Annotated in this window: 23 protein-coding genes; 4 read left to right on the top strand and 19 right to left on the bottom strand. The window is 66.1% G+C overall.

The features are described 5' to 3' along the window. Positions 1 to 87 precede the first annotated feature (87 nt). Complete coding sequence (locus AC1MEQ_RS09695; RefSeq protein ID WP_479790229.1) at positions 88 to 1,533, top strand: MFS transporter; 1,446 nt, start codon at positions 88 to 90, stop codon at positions 1,531 to 1,533. Between the two features lie 72 nt (positions 1,534 to 1,605). On the opposite strand, the gene AC1MEQ_RS09690 is transcribed toward AC1MEQ_RS09695, so the two are convergent. The 6 genes from AC1MEQ_RS09690 to AC1MEQ_RS09665 all read right to left on the bottom strand — a co-directional run bounded on the left by AC1MEQ_RS09690 (position 1,606) and on the right by AC1MEQ_RS09665 (position 6,647). After that, the gene (locus AC1MEQ_RS09690; protein WP_479790227.1) at positions 1,606 to 2,343 is read right to left on the bottom strand and encodes a DsbA family oxidoreductase; all 738 of its coding nucleotides are present in this window, start codon (positions 2,341 to 2,343) and stop codon (positions 1,606 to 1,608) included. Positions 2,344 to 2,382: 39 nt separating this feature from the next. Then, on the bottom strand, positions 2,383 to 3,456 hold the full coding sequence (locus AC1MEQ_RS09685) for an alkene reductase (protein WP_479790225.1): 1,074 nt from the start codon (positions 3,454 to 3,456) through the stop codon (positions 2,383 to 2,385). A gap of 106 nt (positions 3,457 to 3,562) precedes the next feature. Further along, positions 3,563 to 4,255, bottom strand: coding sequence for a BRCT domain-containing protein (locus tag AC1MEQ_RS09680; RefSeq protein ID WP_479790223.1), 693 nt, complete (start codon positions 4,253 to 4,255; stop codon positions 3,563 to 3,565). Between the two features lie 40 nt (positions 4,256 to 4,295). Next, positions 4,296 to 4,667 carry a VOC family protein gene (locus AC1MEQ_RS09675; protein WP_479790221.1) on the bottom strand — a complete coding sequence of 124 codons (372 nt, stop codon included), beginning with the start codon at positions 4,665 to 4,667 and terminating at the stop codon, positions 4,296 to 4,298. Positions 4,668 to 5,022: 355 nt separating this feature from the next. Further along, positions 5,023 to 5,940: an NAD(P)-dependent oxidoreductase gene (locus AC1MEQ_RS09670; protein WP_479790219.1), complete on the bottom strand. Its 918-nt coding sequence runs from the start codon at positions 5,938 to 5,940 to the stop codon at positions 5,023 to 5,025. A gap of 80 nt (positions 5,941 to 6,020) precedes the next feature. After that, a complete protein-coding gene (locus tag AC1MEQ_RS09665) occupies positions 6,021 to 6,647 on the bottom strand; it encodes a phosphatase PAP2 family protein (protein ID WP_479790217.1) in 627 nt (208 codons plus the stop codon). A 74-nt stretch (positions 6,648 to 6,721) separates the two neighbouring features. Here AC1MEQ_RS09665 and AC1MEQ_RS09660 point away from each other — a divergent pair, with 74 nt between their 5' ends. Next, positions 6,722 to 7,039 carry an XRE family transcriptional regulator gene (locus AC1MEQ_RS09660; protein ID WP_479790215.1) on the top strand — a complete coding sequence of 106 codons (318 nt, stop codon included), beginning with the start codon at positions 6,722 to 6,724 and terminating at the stop codon, positions 7,037 to 7,039. Between the two features lie 25 nt (positions 7,040 to 7,064). Here the strand turns inward: AC1MEQ_RS09660 and AC1MEQ_RS09655 are convergent, their stop codons facing one another. After that, positions 7,065 to 8,570, bottom strand: coding sequence for a sensor histidine kinase (locus AC1MEQ_RS09655; RefSeq protein WP_479790213.1), 1,506 nt, complete (start codon positions 8,568 to 8,570; stop codon positions 7,065 to 7,067). Positions 8,571 to 8,953: 383 nt separating this feature from the next. On the opposite strand from AC1MEQ_RS09655, the gene AC1MEQ_RS09650 reads away from it, so the two are divergent. Then, a complete protein-coding gene (locus tag AC1MEQ_RS09650) occupies positions 8,954 to 9,724 on the top strand; it encodes a response regulator transcription factor (protein ID WP_479790211.1) in 771 nt (256 codons plus the stop codon). Positions 9,725 to 9,736: 12 nt separating this feature from the next. Here the strand turns inward: AC1MEQ_RS09650 and AC1MEQ_RS09645 are convergent, their stop codons facing one another. The 11 genes from AC1MEQ_RS09645 to aceA all read right to left on the bottom strand — a co-directional run bounded on the left by AC1MEQ_RS09645 (position 9,737) and on the right by aceA (position 20,892). Continuing rightward, positions 9,737 to 10,198 (bottom strand): Hpt domain-containing protein, encoded by a 462-nt coding sequence (locus AC1MEQ_RS09645; RefSeq protein WP_479790208.1) that lies wholly within the window; start codon positions 10,196 to 10,198, stop codon positions 9,737 to 9,739. Positions 10,199 to 10,362: 164 nt separating this feature from the next. Next, positions 10,363 to 11,244 (bottom strand): type II secretion system F family protein, encoded by an 882-nt coding sequence (locus AC1MEQ_RS09640; protein WP_479790206.1) that lies wholly within the window; start codon positions 11,242 to 11,244, stop codon positions 10,363 to 10,365. A 10-nt stretch (positions 11,245 to 11,254) separates the two neighbouring features. After that, the gene (locus tag AC1MEQ_RS09635; RefSeq protein WP_479790204.1) at positions 11,255 to 12,184 is read right to left on the bottom strand and encodes a type II secretion system F family protein; all 930 of its coding nucleotides are present in this window, start codon (positions 12,182 to 12,184) and stop codon (positions 11,255 to 11,257) included. A gap of 8 nt (positions 12,185 to 12,192) precedes the next feature. Beyond that, positions 12,193 to 13,503 carry a TadA family conjugal transfer-associated ATPase gene (locus AC1MEQ_RS09630; protein ID WP_479796101.1) on the bottom strand — a complete coding sequence of 437 codons (1,311 nt, stop codon included), beginning with the start codon at positions 13,501 to 13,503 and terminating at the stop codon, positions 12,193 to 12,195. A gap of 287 nt (positions 13,504 to 13,790) precedes the next feature. Next, positions 13,791 to 14,987, bottom strand: a complete 1,197-nt coding sequence (locus AC1MEQ_RS09625) for a CpaE/TadZ family protein (RefSeq protein WP_479790202.1) — start codon at positions 14,985 to 14,987, stop codon at positions 13,791 to 13,793. Beyond that, entirely contained in the window at positions 14,984 to 15,709 is a 726-nt protein-coding gene (gene cpaB, locus AC1MEQ_RS09620; protein WP_479790200.1) for a Flp pilus assembly protein CpaB, read from the bottom strand. The genes AC1MEQ_RS09625 and cpaB overlap by 4 nt, the downstream gene beginning before the upstream one ends. A 23-nt stretch (positions 15,710 to 15,732) precedes the next feature. Beyond that, positions 15,733 to 16,719 (bottom strand): pilus assembly protein TadG-related protein, encoded by a 987-nt coding sequence (locus AC1MEQ_RS09615; RefSeq protein WP_479790198.1) that lies wholly within the window; start codon positions 16,717 to 16,719, stop codon positions 15,733 to 15,735. A gap of 29 nt (positions 16,720 to 16,748) precedes the next feature. Beyond that, the gene (locus AC1MEQ_RS09610) at positions 16,749 to 17,123 is read right to left on the bottom strand and encodes a TadE/TadG family type IV pilus assembly protein (protein ID WP_479790196.1); all 375 of its coding nucleotides are present in this window, start codon (positions 17,121 to 17,123) and stop codon (positions 16,749 to 16,751) included. A 110-nt stretch (positions 17,124 to 17,233) separates the two neighbouring features. Continuing rightward, on the bottom strand, positions 17,234 to 17,452 hold the full coding sequence (locus AC1MEQ_RS09605; protein WP_479790194.1) for a Flp family type IVb pilin: 219 nt from the start codon (positions 17,450 to 17,452) through the stop codon (positions 17,234 to 17,236). A 420-nt stretch (positions 17,453 to 17,872) separates the two neighbouring features. Next, on the bottom strand, positions 17,873 to 19,510 hold the full coding sequence (gene aceB / locus AC1MEQ_RS09600) for a malate synthase A (RefSeq protein ID WP_479790192.1): 1,638 nt from the start codon (positions 19,508 to 19,510) through the stop codon (positions 17,873 to 17,875). A 77-nt stretch (positions 19,511 to 19,587) separates the two neighbouring features. After that, positions 19,588 to 20,892, bottom strand: a complete 1,305-nt coding sequence (gene aceA / locus AC1MEQ_RS09595; protein ID WP_479790190.1) for an isocitrate lyase — start codon at positions 20,890 to 20,892, stop codon at positions 19,588 to 19,590. A gap of 103 nt (positions 20,893 to 20,995) precedes the next feature. On the opposite strand from aceA, the gene AC1MEQ_RS09590 reads away from it, so the two are divergent. Beyond that, positions 20,996 to 22,519: a helix-turn-helix domain-containing protein gene (locus tag AC1MEQ_RS09590; RefSeq protein WP_479790188.1), complete on the top strand. Its 1,524-nt coding sequence runs from the start codon at positions 20,996 to 20,998 to the stop codon at positions 22,517 to 22,519. Positions 22,520 to 22,523: 4 nt separating this feature from the next. Here the strand turns inward: AC1MEQ_RS09590 and AC1MEQ_RS09585 are convergent, their stop codons facing one another. Beyond that, the gene (locus AC1MEQ_RS09585) at positions 22,524 to 22,823 is read right to left on the bottom strand and encodes an MmcQ/YjbR family DNA-binding protein (protein WP_479790187.1); all 300 of its coding nucleotides are present in this window, start codon (positions 22,821 to 22,823) and stop codon (positions 22,524 to 22,526) included. Between the last annotated feature and the right edge of the window lie 42 nt (positions 22,824 to 22,865).

Here is a 22,865-nt window from a genome sequence, read left to right as displayed (position 1 = left end):
AGCTGGTCCGGGGGGTTTCCTTGCGGGTTCCCGACACGGTTCCCCCCGCGCCGGATCAAGTGGTTGCCGAAGGGAGGCGAGCCCGCCGTGGGTCCCAGTTCCACCAGAGGGGGCGGGGAGAACATCTCCCCGGGGACCACCCTGGTTGTCGCGATCCTGGCCTCCTTCATCGCCTTTCTGGATGGCTCGATCGTCACGATTGCCCTTCCTTCCATTTCCGCAGAACTGGGCGGAGGCGTCGGTACGCAGCAGTGGATTCTCGATGCGTACCTCCTCACGCTCGGATCGTTCATTCTCCTCGCCGGTTCGCTCGCGGACTCATTCGGCCACGTCCGCGTCCTGCGCGTTGGCCTCGTGCTCTTCGGGATCGGCTCCGTCGCCTGTGCCCTGGCGCCAATAACCGGTGTGCTGATCGGATCTAGGGTCGTGCAGGGCTTGGGGGCCGCCCTGCTGGTGCCGGGATCGCTGGCCTTGATCAGCGCCGCGTTCCCCGGCGAACGCCGAGGGGCGGCCATCGGCACGTGGACGGCGTGGACCAGCACGGCCTTCATCGTCGCCCCGCTGCTTGGCGGGATCCTGGTTGATTCGCTGGGCTGGCGGTTCATCTTCGGCATCAACGTGCTGCCCATCCTGCTTGCCCTGGTGCTGACGCGTCACGCCCGGGGACGGGGGCTGGCCACCGGAGCCCCGATTGACGTCATCGGGGCGGCACTCACGGCATGCGGGCTTGCGGGTGCCGTCTATGCGCTGATCGAGCAGCAGAACCTGGGCTGGGGGCATCCGGCCGTGTTCACGACGCTGGCCGTGGGCCTTGGCTGCCTTGTCGCCTTCATCTGGTGGGAGAGACGGGCACCGACCCCCATGCTGCCCATGTTGCTGTTCCGCATCCGAAACTTCCGCAACGGCAACCTGGCCACGGCCGCCATCTACGCGGGCGTGTCGCTGGGCCCCCTCGTCGTGGTCCTGTACTTGCAGGAAGTGGCCGGATTCGGCGCAACGCTGGCAGGATTGGCGACACTTCCGGTAGCCGTCACCTCGCTGTTGCTCTCACGGGTTTTCGGCGGGCTGGCCGGCAAACACGGTCCCAGGTTCTTCATGGCGTTCGGCCCGGCAGTTGCCGCCGTCGGATTCCTGTTGATGCTGGCCACGTCCTCGGAATTCACGTTCGCGTGGCAGGTGTTGCCGGGCCTTCTGGTCTACGGCATCGGCCTGTCGATCACGGTGACCCCGTTGACCACGGCAGTCCTCGGGTCGGTGCCCCTCGCCGAGGCGGGCATCGGCTCCGCGATCAACAACGCCGTCGCGCGGATCTCCGGCCTTATCGCGATTGCCTTCCTCGGAACGATCACCGGCGCGAGCATTGCCACGCCGGGTTTCCATGTGGCCGTTGTCGTCACCGCAGCGTGCTTTGCCGTGGGGTCCCTCGTCGCCGCGATCGGCATCGAGAACCAACTCGTCGACCCGGCATCGATACCCGCGGCGGCGAAGGCCAACTGCAGTGACCGCCCGGCGACGGGGGCGGTCACCACGTAGGAGCCGTCGGGCCCCGGAGCTACGTCAGGGTCCCCGGCGGCAGGGCCGTTAGTGCAGCTACCCGGCAGCCGCCTAGTTGCAGCCCTCCGGGCCACACACCGGGCCATTGGCGCCAGCGGTGGCACCGCCGTCATTTCCCGCATTGACCATGGTCAAGGGGGCTTTCTCCTGCCAGGCGGTGGTCAGCGCCTCGGCGAAGTGTTCGGCGGGCTGGGCGCCGGAAATGCCGTATTTCATGTCCAGCACGAAGAACGGGACCCCGGTGATGCCCAGGGCGCGGGCCTGGGAGAAATCGGCCTCGACCTCGTCGCGGTACTGCTCGGACTCCAGGACCTGCACGACGGCGTCGCCGGGCAAGCCGGCCCGGGCACCGAGGGAGCGCAAGACGTCGGCCGCGCCGATGTCCAGGCCCTGCTCGAAGTGCGCGGAGAGCAGCAGTTCCTTCAGTTCGCCGGCCACACCGTGTTCGGCGGCCAGGTGCAGGAGGCGGTGCGCGGTCAGCGAATTCGCCGGGCGCAGCGCGTCGAAGTCGTAGTCCAGGCCCTCGCCGGCGGCCTGCGTGGTGACATGGGAGAGCATCTGGGTGACCTGGGCCGGGTCCATCCCCTTCATCTGGGCCAGGTACTCGGCCTCGGTGCCGTCGTAGTGCCCGGGCAGCGCAGGGTCCAGCTGGTAGCTGTGCCAGGTGATGTCGACCTGGTCGCGGAACTCCAGGGTGCCCAGGGCGGATTCGAAGCGGCGTTTGCCGATGAAGCACCAGGGGCACGCGATGTCGGACCAGATGTCAACGGAAAGGCGGGGAGAAGTCATGCAATGTTCAACCTCTCCCCGCCGGTCGGTATTCCCGGGTCAGTTCTGCCAGAACGGGTAGTCGATATAGCCGGCCGGGCCCTCGGTGTAGAAGGTGGAGGAGTCCGGGTCGTTCAGCGGAAGGCCCTCCTGCCAGCGGCGCACCAGGTCCGGGTTGGCGATGACCGGGCGGCCCACGACCACCGCGTCGCCCCAGCCGTTGGCGGCCACTGCCGCGGCGTCGTCGTAGGTGGTGACCGTCTGGAAGCCGGTGTTGAGCAGGACCGGGCCGCCGAAGCGCGTGCGCAGGTCCTGCACCAGGGTCCCGGACGGGTCGGCGTGCAGGATGCTCAGGGCGGCCAGGCCCAACGGGGCGATTCCGTCCACGAGGGCACCGTAGGTGGCGGCGACGTCGGCGGGATCGGTTTCCACCGTGCTCTGGACGTTGTGCTCGGGGGAGATGCGCAGCCCGGTGCGTCCGGCGCCGATCGCGTCGGCGACCGCGGTGGCGACCTCGATGACGAAGCGGGCGCGGTTCTCGGGGGACCCGCCGTAGACGTCGGTGCGCACGTTCGAGCTGGGGGCGAGGAACTCGTGCAGCAGGTAGCCGTTGGCGCCGTGCAGTTCGACACCGTCGAATCCCGCCTCGATGGCGTTGCGGGAGCCCTGGACGAACTCCTCGACGATGCCGGGAAGCTCGTCGGCCTCCAGGGCGTGGGGGACCGGGTAGGGGTGCTTGCCCGTGTAGGTGCGGGAGACTCCGTCCACTGCGATGGCGCTCGGGGCGACGACGTGGGACTGGCCGGTGGTCTCGGGGTGGGTGACCCGGCCGGCGTGCATGACCTGGGCGACGATCAGCCCGCCCTCGGCGTGGACGGCGTCGGTGACGCGCTTCCATCCGGCAATCTGATCCGCCGTGGCCAGTCCCGGCTGACGGACGAAGCCCTGGCCGGTGGTGCTGGGGTAGACGCCTTCGCTGACGATCAGGCCCATCGAGGCGCGTTGGCGGTAGTACTCGACGACGTCGTCCGTCGGGACACCGTCCAGGGCGGAACGGGAGCGGGTTAGCGGGGCCATGACCAGCCGGTTGGCCAGCTCGAGGTCACCGAGGGTGAGGGGGTGGAACATGTCCATGGGTGGGGGCTCCTGACGTTGTGGGTTGCCTGATGCAACAACCGTCGTCGTCCCGCGTATTCCCGGGCGATGCCGCCAGTGGGCGGCATCACGGACCGTGGCCCGGTCAATCCCTGCTGTGGACGCCCCCACGGATCCACGGGCCCACCAGGTCCAGGCCGACCTGGTGGCGGACCGGTCCATAGACACTGAATTCCCCATAGACGGGGTGGTTGACATCCAGCCGCACGAGGCCCTCCTGTGGCGCGGACTCCTCGCCACCGGCCAGCCCCAGGGCGCGGACCACCTTGTCGGGCACCTTGGCGGAGCCGGCGACGGCGATGCCCCCGACCATCCACGCTTCACCCAGCGCCGAATAGTGGGCCGGCCCGCGGACGACGAACGTTCCGGCCTCGGGTGTCTTGACCAGGGCCTGGACGGCCAGGTCCTCGCGCAGCGCCCCGCAGGCGAGCTTCACGGCAGGCAGGTCGCGCTTCGCATCGCCGGGCAGGTCGTCCAGGGATGTAGGTGCGGAGAGTTCGTGGGCCCCGGCCGCGGTGGGGACGGGCATGGCACCGTCGAGGAACTTGTCGACGAAGTCGCGCTCGCCGATGACGGGAATGCCGTAGTCGCGCGCCTTGCGGGCCTTCGTCGACTCCACGCTGGGGTCCCCGGCCACCAGCAGGCTGGTCTTCTTGGACACCCCGGGGCCGACGACGTAGCCGGCGGCGGTGACCGCCTGGGCCAGGTCTTCCTTGTCGATCGTTTCGAGCGAGGTGAAGACGACCTGGTCGCCAGGTTCGAGCGTGATGTTCTCCATGGCTCCCAGCGTACTGTGAGTCCGGCCGCTGGTGCAGGCGTCAGCTCCGGGGTGGCACCTGCTGCAACGCCCAGGTATTGCCATCGGGGTCGGCGAAGTAGACGAAGCGGCCCCACGGCTGCTCGTCCACGTCGCTGGCCTCCACACCACGTGAACGCAGCTCATCCCGGGCGGCGTCGGCGTTGGCGATGACCATTTGCAGCCCCTTCTGCGAACCGGGTTCCATCTCATTGGTGCCGGTTCCGATGGCCACCGAGCAGGCCGACCCGGGCGGGGTGAGCTGGACGAAGCGCAGGTGGGGGGTGACCTGGTGGTCATGGTCGGCGATGAAGCCGACCTGGGTGACGTAGAAGTCCTTGGCCCGGTCGACGTCGCTGACCGGAACGGGGACGAGTTCGAGTTTCATGTCCATGGGCTTCAGGGTAGGTCGCTGCCGCGCCGTTGGACAGGTCTGTCCCACGACGGGTCCGGGTGCGAGACTGGTCCCCTGTCCCCGGTACGGTCCATTGTTTTGTACCTCGTGGTGTTGTGCGCCGCCTCTGTCGCGTGGCAGTTCGGGCAGGCGCGGGTCCCTCGGCCCCCGTTCCGCCCTTGGGCCACCTTGGTGACCGTGGCCAGAAGGGCCATCGCGCCGCGGGTGTCCGGAGCGATTGGCCTGCTGGCGATCGTGGTCCTGTTGGTGGGAGGCGATATCCACGGTGACGCCGCGACGATCGGTACATTGATCGCCGTGGTGCTGCTGCTCGCCGCAAGGGGACCGGCCCGGCTCACACCACGCGGTGCAGGGCCTCCCGACCGGTAGCCAGGCGACGGACCTGTTCCGCGGCGATCCAAGTAGCCAGACGGACGAATTCGTCCGTGTTGCCGGCGATGTGAGGCGTGATCAGGCACCCGGGTGCCGCCCACAACGGATGGTCGGAGGGAAGCGGCTCGGGATCGGTGACGTCGAGGGCCGCGCGCAGTCGACCGGCACCCAGCTCGGCGACGAGTGCATCGGAGTCGACAACGGCACCGCGCCCGATATTGACCAGCAGGGCGCCGTCCCCCATGCGGGCCAGGAATGCCGCATCCACGAGATGCTCGGTGGCCGGCGTATGCGGGAGTGTCACAACCACGACGTCGGCACGGGGCAGCAATGCGGGCAGCTCGTCCAGCGCGTGGACGTGTACCCCGGCATCAGTGGTCCGCGCTCGGGAGGCCACCGGGAGGATCGCTGCCGGGCGGAAGGGCTCCAATCGGGAAACCACCTCCCGGCCGACTCCGCCATGGCCCAGGACCACGACGGTCGATCCGTGAAGCGAGGTCGTCCACAACGGTGCCCAGTGGCGCCGGCGCTGCAGTTCCGCGGCGGTCGGCAGGGCACGGAGGGACGCCAGGATCAGGGCGAGACCGTGCTCTGCCGTCGCGTCCTCGACGGCCCCGCGCGAATTGCTCACAGCAACACCGGGCGGCAGGTGGTCCAGCACCCACTCGTATCCGAGGGAGAGCAGGTGAACGTGGCGCAGACCGTTGACCTGCCCGATCCGCGGCCGGTGTTCATGTTGGCGGGGCCGTTCGGTGATGAGGACGTCGGCGTCGGGAACCGGCAGCCGACCCTCATCGATATGCCAGACGATGGCTTCGACCCCGGGGCCGGCGATGGCCTCGGCCAACTCGGCCGAAGGGACCAGGACGCGCAGTGCCATGGTGGTTCCTTCCCACATTGTTGCGCGCGCCGCGATGCCCGCGACGTCGTCGTGCTCCGCCAGCCTATCGAGGCAACAGCTCAGGACAGCAACAGGCCGCCCCCATAAAGGAGGCAGCCGACCAGGGCGCCGGACAGCACCTGGGTCGGCGTATGGTGGCGGACCTCGATGCGGGACCAGCCCACGAGCAGGGTCAGGATGAGTGCGGCGGCCGATCCCCCGGGGAGGGGAGCGAAGACGCTGAGCCAGATGAAGGCAGCCACAGCGGTGTGGACGGAGAGCTTCCAGTGCAGATTGACGACCGCGCAGATCAGTAGCCCGGCCAGGATCAGTGCCATGGCCCTGAACACCGCAGTTGGTGCCTGGAGCAGCAGCTCGGCACCGAAGCCGACGAGCAGCGATGCCGCGGCGAAGGCAAAGACCGGCCAGCGTTGGCCCCGTTCCCGGACGTGGAGGTCGGTGACGTGTCCGCGCCGTTTCATCCACACCAGGAAGAGCCACGGTAGCCCGGTGACGAACACGGTGGCGACGAGGCCCTGCAGCCAGCTGGTCGCCGGGGCGCGCCACGGCAGCAGCAGCAGGTAGACGCTGACCAGCAGTGCGGGGGAGAGCCCATGGGTCACGGCCCAGGCGAGCCGGGAACCGGCGACGCGGGTGCCGGCGTCGAGCTCCACCTGCCACCCCCGGGGATTCCGTGCCCCGGACATTCCGGACGCTCCAGCCATGCTAGTCCAGCGGATTGTCGGCTGGACTCCCGGCGGAACTCTGGGACGATCGGGACATGACGAAATCGCAGATGGTCCTCGCCCCCGACCTGGCGCGTGCAGCCCGCGCGCTGACCCAGGTCTCGTCCAAGGTCATTGCCCGGGAGGCCGCCTTGGAGAAGCATCAGGTCAGGTCCTTCGAAAAGGGCAACCAGCCACTGACCGCCGAACAGGCTGATCGCCTGCTGGCGGCCCTCGAGCACTTCGGCGTCGCCTTCATCACCGACGACGAACACGGAGGATACGGGGTCCGCCGCAAGTTCAACGCCGCCAAGGTCCGCCGGCTGGAGACCTGGGAGGGCGAGGGCGGCCCGGCCTACGAGGACGACATCTAGACGCGTTCGCACATGGCCGTTCGCGTCAGGCCGTGGGGTCGACGGGCAGTACCAATTCCATGCTGGTTCCCTTGCCCAACACCGTTCTGCAGAGGAGGCGTCCCCTGTGCCGGTCCACGATCGCCTTCGCGATGGAAAGGCCCAACCCTGTCCCGGGGATGGCAGTGTCGCGCACTGCGTCGCTCCGGAAGAACTTGTCGAAGGCCCGGGAAGCGTCCTGCGGGGACATCCCCACGCCCGAGTCGCGGACCGTGATCGTCGCTTCCTGTCCATTCGAAGTTGCCGTAACGACAACTTCGCCGCCATCCGTCGAATACTTGATGGCATTCGAAACGAGGTTCTCCAGCACCTGGGCGATCCGCAGCGGATCCACGTGGGCCCATAAGGGCGAGGGAACATCGGTGACAAGGGACAGTTGCCGTGCCCGCGCCTGGGAACCGAGGGGTCCCAGGCACGATTCGATGAGTCCTGACACGTCGGTCTGGCGGGGGTGGATGTTGGTGGCAACCGACGCCGAGAGCAGGAGATCCGAAACCAGTTCCAGGAGCCGTTCGGCACTCCCGTGGGAGTAGCGCAGGTAGTGGGCCACGCTTTCCAGGGGCGCGCCGGGGTCGGAGTCCAGTTCCTCGAGAACCAGATCGAGGTTGCCCAAGATGGACGTCAACGGGGAGCGCAGATCGTGGGAGACGTTGGCGACGAGGTCGTCCTTCGCCATGACGGCCTCATACAGGGCGGTCACCTCGCTGAAGGCGATGACCGCACCACCGAATGCGCCGGACCCGTCGCGCATGCTCCGGGCGGCGGTGGAGTACGCCCGCTGCCCGTCGACTTCGCCGGCCCACACCACGTAGTCGCCGAATTCCTCGCCATCCACTGCCCGCTGGATCGGGTGCTTGTCGGGTTCGAGGGCTGTCCTGCGATCTTGCCCGCACAGCACCACGTCCTGGCCGGAAAAGGGTTCGTGCGGGGGCGCGTGGATCAACTGCTTCATCCGCTCGTTGGCGAGGATCGACGTGCCCTGGGCGTCGACGGCGACAATGCCGACGTCGACCGCGTCCAATATGGCTTCGAGCAGCCGTTCTCGTTGGTTACTGGAGAGGAGAAGCGCCCGGAGTTCTCTGTCTTTTTTGGCGAGTTTTCGCTGCTGCACGGCGACGTTTCCGGTGATCGAGCGGATGGCAAGCGACACCGCCAGAAACATCGCGGGCAGCAGGAAGGTCCCAGTCAGCTGCATGTCCGGTTCCTGGCGCGAGAAGGGGGCGCCCGCCCTGACGACCAGCAAGGGACCCATAAAACTGACCAGTGCTGACAACCACCAGGGCATGCCGGATACGGAGAGCCAGATGACGGGGAAGACCGCCAGAACGGCGAGTCCGTCGACGTGTTCCGAGGTGCCGCTGTTCAGCAGCCCCAGGGTGACCAGGTCGCCGATCGGAATGATGAGTGAAGCCGTGTCCGGCAGACGCTCCCATGGCACCACCCAACAGCTGGCCGCCAACAGCACGTAGGTGATGATGCCGAGGCGAATCATGCCGTTGCCACCGAGCGTGGACCACTGTGAGTGAACGGATAACGCCAGGACCGCGAGGACCACCGTGAGCGGGAGATGGCATAGGCCGATACGGGCCCTCGGCCCGAGGTTACCCAGGTGGAACAGCAACCTGGTCGGCTGCAGTGTTTCAACTGTTGGCGCCTGGGGCCCAGGCTCGGTGTGCACGCCCCCCCGCGAAAATGGCATGTTCCCATACTGCACGAACCGGCATCGATTTGGCCGCAATATCCGGAATCGCGTCAACGACGTACTCTATTGGGTAACACGCGTCCGCCTTATAGTCTAAAAAGGTGCCCGTTATGTAGCGCGGTGCACGAAATGGTCGGGTTTCATAGCCGGCACCAGAGTGAGCTAGGGAGAAGATGGCCAGCCAGGGGGCAGTTGTCGTCATCGAAGACGACGCCGATGTGCGGAACCTGCTGATCGCCGTCCTGCAGCAATCCGGATTCGATGTGAGCACCGCGGCCACCGGCCACGAGGGCGTGGACCTGGTGCGTGAAGTGGGCCCGGATGTGGTGACGTTGGATGTGGGCCTGCCGGATATCGACGGCCATGAGGTTCTGCGACAGATTCGTGCCGCCACCGACTGCTACGTGATCATGCTGACTGCTCGTGCCGAGGAAACGGATACGCTCATGGCTTTGCAGATCGGCGCGGACGACTATTTGACGAAACCGTTTCGCCCCCGCGAGCTGAGAGCACGCGTCGCGGCACTGCTTCGGCGCCCTCGCGCCCAACGGACTGCGCCACGTCCGGACGTGGCGCAGTCAGAGAGTACGGTGCCGAGGAGTAAACGCGCGATCCTGCACCATGACGGTTTGGTGCTTGATGCCGATTCGCGTGTGGTGACACTCGAGGGCGACATGCTGACGCTCACTAGGAGTGAATTCGAGCTGCTGCACGAGCTCATGCGCAGCGCTGGCGCGGTCCGCACGAAGGCAGAACTCGTGCGTGTTGTCCGGGGCGGAGGTCAGCAGACCGACAGCTATGTCAGTGACTTCGACCAGCGGGCCATCGAGGTCCATATCGGCAATCTACGCCGCAAATTGGAGGAGGACTCCAAGAACCCGCGGTGGATCATGACCGTGCGCGGTGTCGGCTACCGGCTGACTCCGGTGGCTGAGGGCGAGTGAATATCGGTCGCGTCAATCGGCTTCGGAAGGCCTGACGTAGAGCTTCTCGAGAGCGTGCAGGGTGAGCTGTCCGCACGTCGACAACGCGGGCAGGAAGGTCTTTCCGTCGCCGACGTCGCCTCGCTTCATGGCGCTTTCGATTTCCTCGGCTCGACCCGCCAGCCGGATTGCGCCGACCATTGATGCCGAGGCCTTCAGGCTGAGCAGTGCGTCCAGCGCCGCTTCGTCGTCCCCGGTGCTCAAGGCTTCGGCCACGCGGGTGTACCGGGCGGCCCAGAGACTCGCGAAGTCCCCGACGAAGTCCAAGACGGCGGATCGGCCGTCGAGCTGCTGCTCGAGATCGTGGAGTATCGCCAAGTCCACCAGAGGCGGCTCTTCCGGGGAAGGCATGGAATACATGTGCGGATCTTCTCTGGCGATTGCTGTCTCGGGGACCGGCGGATCCTCGAGTGGAGCGGTGGGCGGCGGGTTCATGTGTTTAGGTTACTTCTCAGTTCGTGAAAATTGGAGGTTTGTATGGCAACTTGTGCAAACCCTGCGCTGCCCGCACCGAAGAGGCATGTCAACGGTAGGTAAAGCGAGGTGTTGGCCGCACTTCGGAAAGAGCGAACCCGGTAGGTTGCCGGTTTCAGTTGGCATCACGATCCGCTGAACGTCGCAATGGCATTGATGACGGCCGGGCCGAGGATCGCGATGAAAAGGACCGGGAAGATGAAGAAGAGCAGGGGAAACAGGATCATGACCGGCAGCTTCATGGCCTTCTCCTCCGCACGCTGGCGGCGCTTCACGCGCATCACCTTCGCCTGTACGCGGAGGACCTGGCTGATGGCGATACCGTAGGTGTCCGCCTGGACCACTGCCTGCACGAAGCTGCGCAGCTCGGGGATGTTGGTCCGGTGGGTGAGCGCTGTATAGGCCTCGCGGCGGGACCTGCCGACTTGCATGTCCTGAAGCGTGCGGATCAGCTCCTGCGCCATGGGGCCCTTGCCGTTTTCGCCGGCACGGGCAACGGCTCCCTCGAATCCGAGCCCCGCTTCGACGCTGATCAGCATCTGGTCCAGGGTGTTGGGAAGTTCGAGTTGGAGCTCCTGTTGCCGTTTTTGGCCATTGCTGATCAGCAACAGGTCCGGGATGAAGTATGCGGCTGTAAAGAGCACGATAGCCAGAAGTTTCATGATCGGGTGCGGGTTCAGGGCGAACAGGATCCCGATGAACGCGCCGACCAGGGCCAGGGCCGGTTTCATGGCCAGCAGGCGGTCCAAGGGCATCGAGGCCGGACGCCCGGATAGGGAGAGCAACCGGTCGAGCCTGCGGATATACGCCTCGGGGGTCAGGCGTCGGCCGATCTGGACCAGTAATCCGGTGCCGGGTCGGGCGGTGGATTCTTCCTGGTCCTGGCCGCGGCGCAGGTTGGCCCGGATGGCGGCCTGGCCGTGGCGGTCGGCGGAGAACAAGGCGAGTCCGATGTAAAGCAGTGCAAGGCCGACCAGCAGTGTGCCGGCTGTGACTATCAGGGGCATGGTCGGGTCCTCAGAACTTCAGGTCGATGATTTTGCGCATCCATAGCCCGCCAATGGCCATGAGCACCACGGAGACTCCGATCATCAGCAAGCCAAGCGGCTGCGTGAACAACGGCGTCATGTAACCCGGGCTGATGAGCATGAGCATGGCGATGATGCCCACCGGCATGGCCATGAGGATGTAGGCGGAGAACTTGCCTTCGGCGGCGAGGGAGGCGATGTGGCCCTTGATCTCGCTGCGTTCGCGGATGGTCCCGTTGACCTGGTCGAGGACTTCGGCCAGGTTGCCGCCGACTTCGCGGTTGATCTGTATGGCCTGGGAGATCCAGGTGAAATCCTCGCTGTGCATGCGTGACGCGGTGTCATTGAGCGAGGAGAGCAGATCCCGTCCCAGGCTTGTCTCCGAGACGACGCGCCGCATCTCCTCGGAGGTGGGTGCCTGGGACTCGGATGCCGCCGCATCCAGGGCGCGCAGGATGCTGTGTCCGGCGCGCAGGCTGCCGGAGAGGAGCTGCAGGGTGTCCACGAGCTGTTCTTCGAATTCCCGTCGACGTTTCGCGGCTCGACGCTGGAGGAACAAGTAGCCGCAGACGGGGACGAGGATGAACATGAGAACGCCCAACCCAAGGCCCGACACCACCAGGCCGAGAACCATGCCGACGAGACCGAAGGCCGTCATCAGGATCAGGAAGTCGCTTTGGCGAAACTTGAGTCCGGCACTTTCGAGGGCCTCGTCATTGAACAAGCGGATTGGGTGGCGGCCGAGGAAGCGGTCGAGGCCGCCGGTGGCTCCGCCTGCCAGCTTGGACAGTTGCGTGGGAGCAGCGCTGTTGATGGGCCGGCGGCGCTCAAGTGGAAGCCGGTGGTTCGGACGCAGGGAAACGCCCAGCAGCAGACCCAGGGCGAGGAGGACGCAGAGCAGGCCGATCAAAAGTTCCATGTTCCGTCCTAGGCTCTCGCGCCGTTGAAGGTGCGGGCGGCGAAGACAGCGGGGGAGATGTGGATGCCCATGTCCTCAAACCGGTCGATGAAGCCGGGCCGGATGCCGGTGGGGATTGGCTTGCCCAAAAAGCGTCCGGAATCGTCCACGCCGGCGGCGAAATCAAAGACGAAGGCGTCCTGGAGGGTGACGATGTCGCCCTCCATGCCCTGGACCTCGGTGACGTGGGTGATCCGCCGGGTACCGTCGCGCAACCGGGAGATCTGGATGATCAGGTGTACGGCGGAGGCAATTTGCTCGCGGATGGCACGCAATGGCAAGTCCATGCCGGCCATCAGGACCAAGGTCTCCAGGCGGGCGATGGCGTCGCGGGGGGAGTTCGAGTGCACGGTCGAGAGCGAACCGTCGTGGCCGGTGTTCATGGCCTGGAGCATGTCCAGCGATTCCCCGCCGCGGACCTCTCCGACCACAATCCGGTCCGGGCGCATGCGCAGTGAGTTGCGCAGCAGTTCGCGGATGGTGACTTCGCCCTTTCCTTCCGTGTTGGGCGGCCGGCTTTCAAGCCGGACGACGTGATCCTGTTGGATTTGGAGTTCGACCGCGTCCTCGATGGTGACGATCCTGTCGGTCTGGGGCAGGTAGGAAGAAAGCACATTGAGGAGCGTTGTCTTGCCGGTGCCGGTACCACCGGAAACAATGATGTTCAGCTTCGCCTTGACGCAGGCCTGGAGTAGTTCAGCCATTTCGGGAGTCAGTGTTCCGAACCCGATCAGGTCACGAACGGTGAGGGGGACCTTGCTGAACTTGCGGATCGTCAGCGAGGAACCGCCTACGGCCAGTGGCGGAATGACGGCATTGACACGGGACCCGTCTTCGAGACGAGCATCGACCAAGGGGGAGGACTCGTCGATGCGACGGCCTACCTTGGAGACGATGCGCTCGATCACCTTGCGCAGGTGCTCCTCGGAACTGAACCGTGAGTCGGTGAGGACCAGCTTGCCCTTTCGCTCGACGTAGATGCGGTCCATGCGGTTGACCATGATCTCGGTGACGTCGTCGTCGTCGAGGTATTGCTGCAGCGGCCCGTAGCCGAGCACGTCGTTGGCCACATCGCTAATGAGACGGGAGCGTTCGGCTGGTGAAAGAGGAACCCGTTCCTCATCGATGACCTGTGCCAACTCCTCTCGGGCACTGGTCCGGAGGTCCGCATCGGTGAGAGTGGAGTCGTTGAACCGGGCGCCAAGACGGTCGAAGAGCGCGGTGGCGGCACGTTCCTTGAGGGCGCCCAACGCGTCCACAGGCTGCTGAACCGGGCTCATTACCGTCGTGGTGCGTGCAGCGGGCGTGGGGGAGTAGATGCTGGCTGCTGGCGGGGGGGCCGGTACGGGTGTTCGTGGACTTTCCGGGAAACCCGGGGTGACGGCTTCGGTCTCGGTTCCAGCCGGTACATCTACTTCGGCGAGCAAACGCGTCGAGGATAAAGCGCTGGAGCCCTGGCTCCCGGATTCGGGGGAAGGAGTGGGGTAGACGGTCGGGGATGCCACCGGCGGCGCCGGCGTCAGTTGGTGCTTGCCGTTTTCGGCGGCAGCAAGCCGTTCGGAGAGTTTCATCGGAGCACCACCCTTCTGTGGAGTTTGCGGGCAGGTTGAGCGCGCCATTTAGGGTCGAAGCGCTGTAGAAGTTGTCGGTAGCCCTTCACGGCGCGGTCGTTCTTCGCTTGTTGCAGCACGGGGATCCCCCGGTTGGTCGAGAATGCAACGGAACGCGAGCGCGGGATGCTGACATCGACCGGGGCTCCGATGGAGGCTTCGATGTCCTGGATGGACAGCCCTGCCTTGGGATCTGCCATATTTACCACGACATGACGGGTTTCGGGCAGGATGTCCAACTTCTTGAGCACATCCAAACCGGATCGCAGACCGCGCACGCTGGGCACGTCCATGCCGGTCACCCATACCGCGTCGGTGCAGCGTTCCATGGCGGTCAGCCCCACCTCAGGCAGACCGGGCGCGCTGTCCACAATGACGTACTGGAATTCGCCGGCCAGTTGATCGAGTAGCCGCCCGACTTGCTCGACCGTGATGTGGTCCGCTTCGGAGGGGCTCGTCGGCGCGCACAGCGCGTAGAAGCCTGCTGGATGCACGCTCAAGAAGGCCTTCAGGACCAGGGTGTCGCGACTGGCCGTGGGCGAAACCGCGTCCATGACCGTGTGCTCGGGATCCAGGGACAAAGCCGAGGCCACATCCCCGAACTGCAGGTCCAGATCAACGATGACCACGCCCATGGGCGCGATCTTTCCCAAGCCGACTGCGATGTTCGTCGCTACGGTCGTCTTTCCGACACCGCCTTTGGGGGAGAAGACCCCGATGACCAGGCCCTTGTTCGCGGGCTGCTCGTCCATCGGCTGCCGCGTACGACGACGAGCCGAGTGGGCCTGGCAAGCGCGCTCAAGGACGGCGGTGACCTGCGCGAGTTCCGCGGTGGGGCTGAGCACGTCGCGGATGCCGGCGCGCATGGCTTGCACAACGAGTTCCGGCTCGTATTCGCCGGCAAGGATGATGCTGATCTCGGGGAACTGCACGTCGAAGACCGTGGCGAGCCGCAGGGCCTCGTCCACGGGAACCTCGGGACCGAGGACCAAGACTTCCGGTGGGACGGCGAGTCCTGCCAGAAGTTGCTGGGGATCCTCTGGCAAGGCGGAGGTGAGGAACGAGCGGACCTCGCCGTGCATGCTTGCGGCGACGGCCGTCCGGAGCAGGTGATCGAATCGCGCATCGGGGGTAATCAGAACGAAGCGGCTCACGGGTACACCTCGGTGATGCGGATGGGCTTCGGCGGGTTGTCTTCCGTGGCGTCCTTCGGCTCGTTGGTGAGCCAGATGTTGCCGTTTTCGGCTGAAAAGATGATCTTGGCGGCGGAAGAATCGTCCACGGCAAGGGTGACCAGCATGGAACCGGCTGGCAGGGCCTTGTTTCCCTCGGCCGGGTCGACGGTCGCGTCCGCCCGCTGGAGAGACGTCACGAGCATCTTATGGAAAACCCGTCCGGTCGTGGTGGTGGGCGTTTTTATATACTTAAGCTTTTCGGCGCCGAACGTGACGAAGACGCCGACCGTGCTCCCGGCGGCGATTCGGCCGCCGACCACGCGTTGGGGCTCTAGGGCGATCGTCACTTCCTGCATTCCCTTGGGGATGGGAATCGAACCGGGGATCTGCAGGGTCTCAGGGTCCACCAGACGCTGCGCAACCAGCGCTTCGCCTGGAACCAAGCCCGTCGCGGTGACCTTGCCCGTGGAGGTGTCGAGGGTTGAGAGGGCCCCAGTCGGGACAGAGCCAGACGGACGCTTTTCGAGAACAACGGATTCGGACAATTGATTCACGTCCGTTCCGGCGGGGACCGCCTTGCGAACCACCAGGACGTCGGTGGGTTGCTGGCCGGCCATGGCGCGTGCATCGGCATTCGCTGCGTAGGAGAAGACGAGGATGGCGCCTATCAGGGCGAGGACGATGGCGGCAACACCGCCCAAGAGTCGGGATTTCAAGGATTCTCCTAGTGGGTCATGCGGACGACGGTGGCACCATAGGCGTCGACCGGGCCCAAGGTGTAGCCCTCATCGAGGGAAACGTAGCGAACGAAGCGGCCGATAATGCCGCGGCAGTCGCCGGTGCACGCCTGGGTGCCGACGTCGGTTGAGGTGTTGTGGAACACTGCGGGGGCGCTGGAGCCGCCGGTGAACTTCCAGCCGGCGACCTCGAACGCAGCGAATGCCTTGAGCCCATAGACTGCGCCGGATCCGGTCCCGGTAACGCGGTCGAAAACCGGCAGCAGCACGGTGGGGTGCCGACCTGCGGTGAGTTCGGAAATCCACTGGTTGAACACGGCGGTGCAGTTGGGTGGTTCGCTGTTGCCCGGGGCGCTGCCGCCCTCTTGGGTGGCCAGGTCGATGTATCCGCCACATTGCCCCGCGTCTTGGGCAAGCCAGCCGAAGCCACCCGCCACTGTTGTGCCAGAGGGTCCGTAATTGCAACTGGGATTGGCATACGATCCGCCATGCAGACCAAGACGCTGCAGGCCGCCGTCGACCTGGCCCTCAACCTGGCAAATCGAGAACGCGGCAGGAAAGACAGTGCGGCCGGCAATGGGGCTTCCCCATTGGGCGCTCGCGCTGGTCCCGACCTCGGCGGAATCGATGCCCAGAATGCGTGCGAAGGACAATGAGATGCGGTTCGATTCGCCTCCCGCTTCCTGGGCGCCGGTGGTCACCGTGACGTTGCCCGCGGCCTTTTCCAAGGCGATGGACTGGACGTTGCTGAGACCATCGTTGGCGTTGGCGTTGGCGAAGCTACCGGCCAGTGGGGAAGTGGTGGAGCAAGCTGAGGAGGCGAGGTTACGGGCGCATTCCTGAGCCACGGCCAACGCGGCGGCGTCGGCACCGTTCTGCAATTGAGCCTTTTCGGCGTAGAGCATTCCGGCATCTACGACGATTGCCGTGAATCCGAGCAGGGCCACCAGCAGGAGAGCGGCTATTACGCTCACGGCTCCGCGTTCGTCGTCGCCCGAGTGAATCAGCCGCCGCATCGCATGGTGCCCTTGCCGGTCAGGGTGATGGGTCCGACGATGCCGGTGATCGTGGCCGCGGGGTACGTGATGGTGATGGTGGCCGTGGTACCCGGCACGCATGCTGATGGTGAGATCGCGACATTTGAATCCGTGAGCGTGGGGTACAGGGTCCGGGCAGCGTTCTTGGTCGCTGTGCGGGCTGCCGACGGGTTGTTGGAGATGGCCATGACCCGCACGCCTTCGCGGGCAGCCTGGGTCAGGGTCAGCTGGGCGTTGTATGCGTGGCCAAATTCGATGATGCCCATCAGAATCAAGAGCAGAACGGGCAGGACGATGGCGAACTCAACAGCAGCGGCGCCGCGTTCGTTCTTCCGATCCATGCTTCGTCCTTCCTGCGTCGACTGGGGATGGGTTGCCCCGGGGGGTGAAACGCGTCTGGACGGCGGCGGCCGCTTGCTTCCTTGCCGCCACCGTCCAGATATGGGCAGGACTACGGCGTGGTCGTCGTGGAGCCGTTGAGCTCGGTGAGGACGTTGTTGAACATCTCGTTCAGCTTCGGGCCCAGGAGGGCGACGGTGGCGATGATGGCGACGGCGATGAGGCCGACCATGATGCCGTACTCAACGGCGGTGGCTCCGGTTTCGTCCTTCTGGAGACGGTTCTTGATCTTGAAGCCGAGGGTCTGGAGGGTGGCGTAGATGGACAGCATGGGGTGCTCCTGAGGGAAGTTGTGTGGTGGTTTTGCGGGTGTACCTCGTGGGCGTATTCACCGCGCTTCAAGAAACATAACAACCCTTTTTCCCCTCAGGAACGGACTTTCGGGGTTCTTGGGAGAAGCCTTGACCGATGCTGGGGAAGCCGCGGATATCCTGCGCAGAAACTGGACCCCAGACAGCTAACCGGAGCGTCTTCGTGGCCGATGGCGCAGCGTTCGCCGTGCCCCAGGCGGGGAGCCGGTCAAAATGTCCCCATCGAACACGACATCGGGAAAGACCCCGGTCATTAAATGAACGACGGACCCCGGCAGCTCTGCCAAATGGGGTCCGTCGTCGTGTGGGGACCGCCCGCCCCGCGCCGGCCGGAGCCGGGTCCAATGGAGGGGAAACGTCGCGGGGCGGGCGGTGGTCGGTTAGGCGTCGATGGTGGCCTTGGCCTTCGACTGGCACAGGAACCGGGTGTAGGCCGGAACCGTGAGGAACGCGGGGTAGGCCTCGCGCAGGGCGCATTCGTCGAAGATCTCGCGGGCGTCGGCGAACCGGTCGCCCTCGAAGCGCTCCATCCTGGCGAACTCGTCGTCCACGATCTCCTCCACGAACTCGGTGGTGATGAGCTCGCCCTCGTCGGTGACCGCACCCTGGTGGATCCACTGCCAGATCTGTGAGCGGGAGATTTCGGCGGTCGCCGCGTCCTCCATCAGGTTCTGCAGGGCCACCGCGCCGTTGCCGCGCAGCCAGGACTCGATGTAGCGGATCCCGATCTCGACGTTCATGCGCACACCGTTCTCGGTGATCAGGCCCTGGGTGCCCGCGATGTCCAGCAACCCGCGGTCATCGGGGACGACGTCCTCGCGCTGGCGGTCCAGCTGGTTGGGCTTGCCCCCGAGGGTCTCGTCGAAGACCTCCCGGGCCACCGGAACCAGGTCCGGGTGCGCTACCCAGGAACCGTCGAAGCCGTCGGAGGCCTCGCGGGTTTTGTCGGCGCGGACCTTCTCGAACGCCACTGCGTTGACCGCCTCGTCGCGGCGGTTGGGGATGAAGGCGCTCATGCCGCCGATCGCCATCGCGCCGCGGCGGTGGCAGGCCCGCACCAGCTGCTCGGTGTAGGAGCGCATGAACGGCGCCGTCATGGTCACCATCGCCCGGTCCGGCAGCACGAACCGCGGCCCGCGGGTCCTGAAGTTCTTGATGACCGAGAAGATGTAGTCCCAGCGTCCGGCGTTCAGCCCGGCCGAGTGCTCGCGCAGTTCGTAGAGGATCTCCTCCAGCTCGAACGCCGCGGTGATGGTCTCGATGAGCACCGTCGCCCGGATGGTGCCGCGCTCGATGCCCACCGCATCCTGCGCGAAGACGAACACGTCGTTCCAGAAGCGTGCCTCCTGGTGGTTCTCGATCTTCGGCAGGTAGAAGTACGGGCCGCGGCCGGCGGCGATCAGGCGCTGCGCGTTGTGGAAGAAGTAGAGCCCGAAATCGACCAGCGAGCCGGAGGTCGACTTGCCGTTGATCGTCAGGTGCTTCTCCGGCAGGTGCAGACCGCGGGGGCGGACCACGATGGTCGGCAGCTCGGTGAGCGTCTTCCCGGTGACGCGGTACTCCTTGCCCTCCGGTGAGGTGAAGTCGATCTCGCCGTCCAGCACGGCGCGCAGGTTCAGCTGCCCGCCGATGACGTTCTGCCAGGTCGGGGTCGAGGCGTCCTCGAGGTCCGCCAGCCACACCTTCGCGCCCGAATTCAGCGCGTTGATGGCCATCTTGCGGTCGGTTGGCCCGGTGATCTCCACGCGGCGGTCCTCCAGCCCAGGGGCCACCGGGGCGACGCGCCAGGAGTCGTCCTCGCGGATGTGGCGGGTCTCCTCCAGGAAGCGGGGGTCCTCACCGGCGGCGATGTCGCGTCGGCGGACGTCGCGGGCGGCCAGCAGCTGGTGGCGGCGCGGCTCGAACTCGGCGTGGAGCTTCGCCAGGAAGTCCATGGCCTGGGGGGTGAGGATCTGCTCCTGCCGGCGGACCGGCGAAGCGTTCAGCGTGATGCCGTTCAGGGTGATGGGGTCGTTCATGGCGGATCTCCTTCAAAAATGTGAGGTACGACGGCGGTGCCTCCAAGGGGGCAGGAGGCACCGCCGTCGTGGTCTGTTTAGTGGAACTGGCCGGCCTCGGTGGAGCCTGCCAGGGCCAGGGTGGACGCGTTGGGGTTCAGCGTCGTGGCGATCTGGTCGAAGTAGCCGGTACCGACCTCACGCTGGTGCTTGGTGGCGGTGTAGCCGGCGGCCTCGGAGGCGAACTCGCGCTCCTGCAGCTCGACGTAGGCGCTCATGCCCTTCTCGGCGTAGCCGGAGGCCAGGTCGAACATCGAGTGGTTCAGGGCGTGGAATCCGGCGAGGGTGATGAACTGGAAGGTGAAGCCCATGGCGCCGAGTTCGCGCTGGAACTTGGCGATCGTGGCATCGTCGAGGTGCTTCTTCCAGTTGAACGACGGCGAGCAGTTGTAGGCGAGCATCTGGTCCGGGTGCTCGGCCTTGACCGCCTCGGCGAACTTGCGGGCCAGCTCCAGGTCCGGGGTCCCGGTCTCCATCCAGATGAGGTCGGAGTAGGGGGCGTAGGCCTTGGCCCGGGCGATGCACGGTTCGATCCCGTTGCGGACCTTGTAGAAACCCTCGGCGGTGCGCTCGCCCGTGATGAACTCGGAATCGCGCTCGTCGACGTCGGAGGTGATCAGGGTAGCCGCCTCCGCATCGGTGCGGGCGATGATCACGGACGGGGTGTTCATGACGTCGGCCGCGAGGCGGGCAGCGTTCAGCGTGCGGATGTGCTGGCCGGTCGGGATGAGGACCTTGCCGCCGAGGTGGCCGCACTTCTTCTCCGAGGCGAGCTGGTCTTCCCAGTGCACGCCCGAGGCGCCGGCGGTGACCATGGACTTCATCAGCTCGAAGGCGTTCAGCGGGCCACCGAAGCCGGCCTCGGCGTCGGCGACGATCGGCACCAGCCAGTCCTCGACCGACTGGATGCCCTCGGAGAACTCGATCTGGTCGGCACGCTGCAACGCGTTGTTGATGCGGCGCACCACCTGCGGCACCGAGTTGGCCGGGTAGAGCGACTGGTCCGGGTAGGTCTGCCCGGAAAGGTTGGCGTCGGCGGCGACCTGCCAGCCGGAAAGGTAGATGGCGCGCAGCCCGGCCTTGACCTGCTGCACGGCCTGGTTGCCGGTCAGCGCTCCGAGCGAGTTCGTGTAGGCGCCGGTCTTGGCTTCGGCGGTCAGCTGGTTCCAGAGCTTCTCGGAACCGCGGCGGGCCAGCGTGTTCTCCTCGACGACGCGGCCCTGCAGGCGGACGACCTCGGCGGCCGTGTACTCGCGGGTGATGCCTTCCCAGCGGGGGTTGGCGCTCCACTCGAGTTCCAGTGCCTGCTCGCGTTCCGCGGCGGTCTGCTGGTTCTGCGTCATGTCGTTCTCCTCTGGTTCGCCGATGGTGTTTCGGTGTTTTTCTGCGTAGTCATTACTTTTCGCGATTCGCAAGGGGTTATCTAGGGGGGTTTGCTGGAAAGATTTGCACTTCTTCCGTTATCCTCAAGAAGTGACGACTCCCACATGGAACCGGCCGGTCGGCGGAACATCCCCGGACGGCAACGCGGCGGAACTCGACGCCGAACTCGACTCGATCGCCCTCGGGCGGAGGGTGCGCCACCTGCGCAAGGCGAAGTCCCTCACCCTGGGCGCCTTGGGCGAACTCGTCGGGGTTGCGCCGTCGCAATTGAGCCTCATCGAGAACGGCAAGCGCGAGCCCAAGGTATCCCTGCTCAAGCAGCTCGCCGGCGCCCTGGACACCGGGGTCGACGACCTGCTCGGGGCCGAGCCGCCCAGCCGCCGGGCCGCCCTGGAGATCGAGCTGGAGAAGGCGCAGCGCGGGCCCCTATACGGGTCGCTCGGGTTGCCGAAAGTCCGCGTCTCCTCGCGGTTGCCAATGGATGTCCTCGAATCGCTGGTCGGCCTCCAACACGAGCTGGAGCGGCGCCTCGAACAGCAGTCGGCCACCCCGGAGGAGGCCCGCCGGGCGAACACGGAGATCCGCACCGAGATGCGCGAGCTCAACAACCACTACCCGGAGCTGGAGAAGCAGGCACAGGACCTGCTCGACGCCGTCGGTCACACCTCCGGCCCGCTGTCCCACCATGTGGCCGCGGACCTGGCCGAACACCTCGGATTCGGGCTGCGCTTCGTCGGCAACCTGCCGCATTCGACCCGGTCGGTGACGGATTTGAAGAACCGCCAAATTTATCTGGTGCAGGGCTCACGCAGCGAGCACGACGCCCGCTCGGTCCTCCTGCAGGCGCTCGGCCACTACGTGTTGGGGCACGAGGCGCCGCGTGACTACAGCGAATTCCTGCGCCAACGCGTCTACACCAACTACTTCGCCGCGGCGCTGCTCATGCCGCAGAAGACGACGGTGCAGTTCCTCGAAGAGGCGAAGAAGAACAAGTCGCTGGCAATCGAGGACCTGCGCGACGCCTACGCCGTCTCCTACGAATCCGCGGCCCACCGTTTCACCAACCTGGCGACCGAGCACCTGGGCATCACCTGCCACTTCCAGAAGGTGCACGAGTCAGGCATCCTGCACAAGGCCTATGAGAACGACGGCGTGAACTTTCCCGCCGACCACACCGGGGCCATCGAGGGGCAGACCATCTGCAGGTACTGGACCAGCCGCGAGGTCTTCGAGGTCCCCGACAAGTTCCGGGCCTACGAGCAGTACACCGACACGGTGGTCGGCACCTACTGGTGCACGGCCCGGACCGAACGCCACTCCTCGGGTACGTACTCGCTGAGCATCGGCGTCCCCTACGAGCACGTGAAGTGGTTCCGCGGCCGGGACACCACCGAACGCTCGAAATCGCGCTGCCCGGACGAGACCTGCTGCAAGCGTCCGCCGGACAACCTGTCCCGGATGTGGGCCGGCCAGGCCTGGCCGGCGGCGCGGGCCAACTCGCACCTGCTCGCCGCCATGCCCTCGGGGGCGTTCCCGGGCGTGGACGAGACCGAGGTCTACGAGTTCCTGCAGGCCCAAAGTAGCTGAGTCGCTACCCGCCGGCCAGCCGGTGCGATTCGGCCAGCAGCTCGCGCAGCTCCGTGTCCTCGACGCGCTCGAGCCGGACCAGGACCAGCTGTGGGGATCCCTGGTGGTGTGGCGTCCAGTAGTAGGTGCCGGAGTCCGTGGCCGCCAGCGCCTCGCGCTCGGTGGTCTTCACGGTCAGCACCGTGTCGTCCCACATGCGGGCCATCAGGGTGCGGGCGAACCACGCGGGGCGGCTCCAGCTGGGCCGTTCGATCACCCCGGGAAGGGCCAGGCACAGGGCGCGGACGTCTGATTCGGTGGCCATGGTCCCACGATGCGGTGCCCACGGGCCCGGGTCAAGACCGGG

It is taken from the genome of Arthrobacter sp. ASL1, from assembly GCF_056680475.1.
Note: the sequence above shows the minus strand (reverse complement) of the source record. Positions and strands in the feature narration are given on the sequence as shown.

Coding starts and splice junctions, on each gene's coding strand:
- AC1MEQ_RS09690 (WP_479790227.1), bottom strand. CDS start 2,343: ATGACTTCTCCCCGCCTTTCCGTTGACATCTGGTCCGACATCGCGTGC.
- AC1MEQ_RS09685 (WP_479790225.1), bottom strand. CDS start 3,456: ATGGACATGTTCCACCCCCTCACCCTCGGTGACCTCGAGCTGGCCAAC.
- AC1MEQ_RS09680 (WP_479790223.1), bottom strand. CDS start 4,255: ATGGAGAACATCACGCTCGAACCTGGCGACCAGGTCGTCTTCACCTCG.
- AC1MEQ_RS09675 (WP_479790221.1), bottom strand. CDS start 4,667: ATGGACATGAAACTCGAACTCGTCCCCGTTCCGGTCAGCGACGTCGAC.
- AC1MEQ_RS09670 (WP_479790219.1), bottom strand. CDS start 5,940: ATGGCACTGCGCGTCCTGGTCCCTTCGGCCGAGTTGGCCGAGGCCATC.
- AC1MEQ_RS09665 (WP_479790217.1), bottom strand. CDS start 6,647: ATGTCCGGGGCACGGAATCCCCGGGGGTGGCAGGTGGAGCTCGACGCC.
- AC1MEQ_RS09660 (WP_479790215.1), top strand. CDS start 6,722: ATGACGAAATCGCAGATGGTCCTCGCCCCCGACCTGGCGCGTGCAGCC.
- AC1MEQ_RS09655 (WP_479790213.1), bottom strand. CDS start 8,570: ATGATTCGCCTCGGCATCATCACCTACGTGCTGTTGGCGGCCAGCTGT.
- AC1MEQ_RS09650 (WP_479790211.1), top strand. CDS start 8,954: ATGGCCAGCCAGGGGGCAGTTGTCGTCATCGAAGACGACGCCGATGTG.
- AC1MEQ_RS09645 (WP_479790208.1), bottom strand. CDS start 10,198: ATGAACCCGCCGCCCACCGCTCCACTCGAGGATCCGCCGGTCCCCGAG.
- AC1MEQ_RS09640 (WP_479790206.1), bottom strand. CDS start 11,244: ATGCCCCTGATAGTCACAGCCGGCACACTGCTGGTCGGCCTTGCACTG.
- AC1MEQ_RS09635 (WP_479790204.1), bottom strand. CDS start 12,184: ATGGAACTTTTGATCGGCCTGCTCTGCGTCCTCCTCGCCCTGGGTCTG.
- AC1MEQ_RS09630 (WP_479796101.1), bottom strand. CDS start 13,503: ATGAGCCCGGTTCAGCAGCCTGTGGACGCGTTGGGCGCCCTCAAGGAA.
- AC1MEQ_RS09610 (WP_479790196.1), bottom strand. CDS start 17,123: ATGGATCGGAAGAACGAACGCGGCGCCGCTGCTGTTGAGTTCGCCATC.
- AC1MEQ_RS09605 (WP_479790194.1), bottom strand. CDS start 17,452: ATGCTGTCCATCTACGCCACCCTCCAGACCCTCGGCTTCAAGATCAAG.
- aceB (WP_479790192.1), bottom strand. CDS start 19,510: ATGAACGACCCCATCACCCTGAACGGCATCACGCTGAACGCTTCGCCG.
- aceA (WP_479790190.1), bottom strand. CDS start 20,892: ATGACGCAGAACCAGCAGACCGCCGCGGAACGCGAGCAGGCACTGGAA.
- AC1MEQ_RS09585 (WP_479790187.1), bottom strand. CDS start 22,823: ATGGCCACCGAATCAGACGTCCGCGCCCTGTGCCTGGCCCTTCCCGGG.